This is a genomic window from Methanomethylovorans sp., from assembly GCF_050177135.1.
In the GTDB taxonomy this organism is placed as follows: Archaea; Halobacteriota; Methanosarcinia; order Methanosarcinales; family Methanosarcinaceae; genus Methanomethylovorans.
The window spans coordinates 1-4619 of record NZ_JBFXHJ010000159.1; the positions used below are offsets into that span (position 1 = coordinate 1).

4 protein-coding genes and 1 tRNA gene are annotated in these 4619 nt (G+C 46.5%); all 5 read left to right on the forward strand.

What is annotated here, in order from left to right; genetic code table 11:
• Positions 1-336: TIGR00304 family membrane protein (locus AB7U21_RS10455; RefSeq protein ID WP_428388872.1), on the forward strand; the 336-nt coding region annotated here is incomplete at its 5' end.
• Between the two features lie 189 nt (positions 337-525).
• Positions 526-2505, forward strand: coding sequence for an excinuclease ABC subunit UvrB (gene uvrB / locus AB7U21_RS10460; RefSeq protein WP_428388874.1), 1980 nt, complete (start codon positions 526-528; stop codon positions 2503-2505).
• Between the two features lie 154 nt (positions 2506-2659).
• Positions 2660-2731, forward strand: a tRNA-Gly gene (locus tag AB7U21_RS10465).
• A gap of 419 nt (positions 2732-3150) precedes the next feature.
• Positions 3151-3648: an SOUL family heme-binding protein gene (locus AB7U21_RS10470; RefSeq protein ID WP_428388876.1), complete on the forward strand. Its 498-nt coding sequence runs from the start codon at positions 3151-3153 to the stop codon at positions 3646-3648.
• A 1-nt stretch (position 3649) separates the two neighbouring features.
• Positions 3650-4619 (forward strand): cryptochrome/photolyase family protein (locus AB7U21_RS10475; protein WP_428388878.1); only part of this gene is annotated, 970 nt, incomplete at its 3' end.

Sequence of the window (4619 nt, forward strand, 5' to 3'; positions counted from 1 at the left end):
CCGGAGGAAAATGTGATGATAGCGCAATTTCTGATCTCTCTGGGGATATTGTCTGTGTTCATTGGTGCTATTCTGGTCCTGATCGGTAATTCAACGTCTTCAGGAGAAGGTAGTAGTAAGCAAGGATATAACACTGCACGGTATCAGACAAGTGATGACAGTGAACAGGCCCATAAGGGTCCGGAAGGTGTATCCACAAGGCCAGAAGTGCGAGGTGCAGGTGTCATTATGTTAGGCCCGATACCTATCATCCTTGGTACGGACAGTAAAAGTGCGCAGACCCTCATACTGCTTACCATAGTTCTGATGCTCATGGCTTTTTTCCTTTTCAGGTGAATCTTCTATGTTTATCAGATCCACAGGGTCATACGATCTTATCTGTTCACAAGCTTCTACATATTTACTGAAAACATGTGATCATGTTTTTTTAGTGAACACTTTTGTCTGTTCTATTCCAGTGTGAAAGCCTGATCGCATTTTGCACATGCATACTTTTATAGTCCTGTACTAAGATACAGCGAAAATATGCGTCCTTTCACATTAGTGTCTGAATATTCCCCGAAAGGTGACCAGCCGGAGGCCATATCCAGGCTCACTGAAGGTATTGACAAAGGTGTGAAACACCAGACCTTGCTGGGTGTTACAGGCTCAGGCAAGACGTTCACAATAGCGAACGTAATACAGAACGTGCAGCGGCCAACTCTTGTGATAGCGCATAACAAGACCCTTGCAGCACAATTGTTCTCTGAGTTCAGGGAGTTCTTTCCGAACAATGCTGTTGAATACTTTGTCAGTTACTACGACTATTACCAGCCTGAAGCTTATCTTCCCACTACGGATACATATATTGAAAAAGATGCTTCTATTAATGACGAGATCGAAAGGTTGCGCCTGTCTGCCACAAGGTCCCTGCTGGAGCGCAGAGATGTGATCGTGGTCTCAAGCGTTTCCTGTATATACAGCCTGGGCTCGCCACAGGAATGGCGCGCTATGACCGTGATGCTCACTGTAGGGGAGGAGATAGATCGTTCTGCTTTGTTTGCGGACCTCATCAATATCCAGTATGAGCGCAATGATATAGAACCTTCACAGGGCACCTTTCGCTCAAAGGGCGATACTATAGAGATATTCCCGGCTCAGGAGAAGCGGGGTATAAGGATAGAACTGTTCGGTGACGAGATAGACAGGATCGCCTATTTCGAGCCGCTCACAGGCAAGGTACAGGAAGAGCTGGGAATGGGGGAAACGCTGGCAATATATCCTGCAAAGCATTTCGTGATGCCTCAGGAATACATAGACAGGGCGCTTATAGACATTGAAGAGGAACTTCGGGTACAGCTTGCCAGACTGCGGGATGAGAACAAGCTGCTTGAAGCGCAGCGTCTGGAACAGAGAACAAAGTTCGATATGGAAATGATTAAGGAATTAGGCTATTGCAGCGGTATAGAGAACTATTCGCGGCATTTTGATGGCAGAAAACCCGGGGAACCACCCTCTTCACTGCTGGATTTCTTCCCAGAGGATTATCTTATGGTCATCGATGAGTCCCATGTTACCATTCCTCAGATCAGGGGTATGTACAACGGGGACAGGGCGAGAAAAGAATCACTTGTAACATACGGTTTCAGATTACCTTCGGCTCTGGACAACAGGCCCCTGAAATACGATGAATTCTCAAAGCATATCAATACGGTCATTTACGTTTCTGCCACTCCCGCAGAATATGAGGTGGAGATGAGTAAATCCGTGGTGGAGCAGATCATTCGTCCCACCGGGCTTGTGGACCCGCAGATCACGATCCGGCCTGTAGGGAACCAGGTGGACGATCTTATCGGGGAAGTGTCCAGGATGACTGCAAAGGGTTACAGGACACTTGTCACCACCCTTACCAAACGAATGGCCGAGGAACTCACTGACTACCTGCATGAGCTGGGTGTCAGGGTGCGTTATATGCATTCGGATATCGATACCATTCAACGAACTGAGATCATCCGCAGCCTGCGCAAGGGTGATTTCGATGTGCTGGTAGGTATTAACCTGCTGCGGGAAGGGCTGGACATCCCCGAGGTTGCGCTGGTTGCCATTCTGGATGCAGATAAAGAAGGTTTCCTGCGATCTGAAAGGTCTCTTATCCAGACCATAGGCAGGGCATCGAGGAACGCTGAAGGCCGGGTCATATTGTACGCTGACAATATCACAGGCTCTATAGAGCGTGCTGTGAACGAAACGAACAGGCGTCGCAAGCTGCAGATGGAATTCAATGAACAGCATGGGATTATCCCTCAAACCATCAGGAAAGCCTTGCAGCGTGAACTTGTGGAGGTAGATGAAACAGTGGTTCCGGAGGTTCTTGTGCTGGCAGAGGACAGGTCGGAGAAAGAAGTTGCCGATATGATCATTGACCTTGAAGCAGAGATGCATCTTGCTGCAAAGAACCTGGAATTTGAGAGGGCTGCAGAACTTCGTGACATGATCAAAGAACTGCGCACAAACTATTCACTGTAAATATACAGTGTTTTTCAGTTTTTAGTTGTGATCTGTCCGTGAACAGTGAAGAAGCACTTATGTTTTGACTTTGATCTTGCTGTTATGCTCGTATCAAACCTCAATGGTGATGCGAAAATGTTATATTACAAAAAGACGTGTATAGGCTGCTTAAGCGCCGATGGTCTAGCGGCTATGACTGGGGCCTTCCAAGCCCTAAACCCGGGTTCGAATCCCGGTTGGCGCATCAATTTATCTGTTTTTCGGTGCAGTTATTTATTTTTGAGGATTTCTAAAAACCCCGTTATTTGAAATTTTTCTTGCATAGCGTATATAAACAATCGATCAAAAAAGAGAGTCATTGAAACCCTCTTTGATCAATTAGGATTCTCTTGGTTGTTTTTTGATCCCTGGTAATTTCTTAATGCAATTCATTTTTAACGCAAAGTTGCAAGGTCGCGAGGACGCAAAGCTTCTAACTCTCTTCTTTGCGCCTTAGCGTCTTGGTGTCCTTGCGTTCATAAAAGATTGCATAGCTCGATCAAAAAAGAGGTTTATCGAAATCCTCTTTGTTTTTTCCAGTTCTTTAAGTACAAACACAGATATATCCATATATTGTTGTGATGCAGTGAATACTGTAGTTGTGCACATTTAAGGGGAAACATCATGTCTGTGGAAACAGCCGAATATACAATATTGAGGGCTCTGGGAGAAGGTGTTGAAATACGGCAATATCCAAAACAAACGCTTATTTCAACTGATGCAAAGGATCAGAATACTGCTTTCTCAATACTTGCAAATTACATTTTCGGGGGCAACGCTGAAGGCATTAGGATAAGTATGACCACACCTGTGACAACGGTGTTGAATGATAACGGTCTGCAGATGTCTTTCTTGCTTCCGCATGGTTATTATATGGGCAATGCACCGAACCCCAGGGATGAACGTATCTCTATCCGGGAGTTAGAGCCTCGTAAGATTGCAACTATACGCTTTTCCGGTCATCTCAACAGAGGAAAATATGAGCAGAAGGAGCATGAACTCGCTGAGATCCTGAAAAGTGAAAGTATTGCTGTGAAGGGTAATGCCTTCTTGATGCAGTACGATCCTCCATGGGTGCTTCCTATGCTGCGTCACAATGAGGTAGCCATAGAGGTCGAGTGATATGTATCAAAAAGCACTTTTCATATTCAGGCGGGATCTGCGTGTTGATGATAATACCGGACTGATACGGGCTCTTCACTCTTCACACGCAGTATTGCCTTGTTTTATCTTTGATCCCAGGTTGCTTCAGGAGGGTAAATACAGTAAGAATGCCCTGCAATTCATGCTGGGGTCCATCAAGGGTCTGGAAGCTCAACTTAATGCACTGGGTGGCAGGTTGTATATGTTTTCAGGCTTACCGCATGAGATCATTGCAAAGCTGATCGGTGAAGAGAAGGTAGATGCTGTTTTTGTGAACCATGACTACACTCCGTTCAGTGTTCACAGGGATGAGGCGATCTCCACGGTATGCGCAGAGCATGGATCCAAGTTCCATCAGTTCCATGATGCAACACTGCAGGTGCCAGGTTCTGTAAGGACTCAGCAGGGGAAGATGTACCAGGTGTTCACACAGTTCTTCAGGGCAGCCAGCAAGCTCCCGGTGGAAGTGCCAGTGCCAGTTGAGAAAGGCAAATTCTATAATTCAAACGTCCCGGATGTCCTTGATGTCATTCCAGAACTCGACCACAACAATCCTGAGTTGTTCGTACACGGCGGGCGCATCAATGCGCTGGAAGTGCTGTCCGATCTGAGCAGGTTTGTGGATTACGACAGGCATCGGGATATTCCTTCCAGGATGGGTACTACTGGTCTGTCGGCTCATAACAGGTTCGGGACGGTATCTATCCGGGAAGTGTACCATTCTTTAAGGGATCAGCTTGGACCTGACCACACTCTGATCTCAGAGCTTTACTGGAGGGATTTCTTCATTCAGCTCGCTGCTGAACATCCCCGAGTATTCGGACACGCCTTCAGGGAAAAGTTCGATGGGCTTCATTGGGATAACGATCCTGTAAGATTCAAGGCATGGTGTGAAGGCAGAACGGGTTTTCCTATAGTTGACGCAGGTATGCGGCAGCTTAATGCCACGG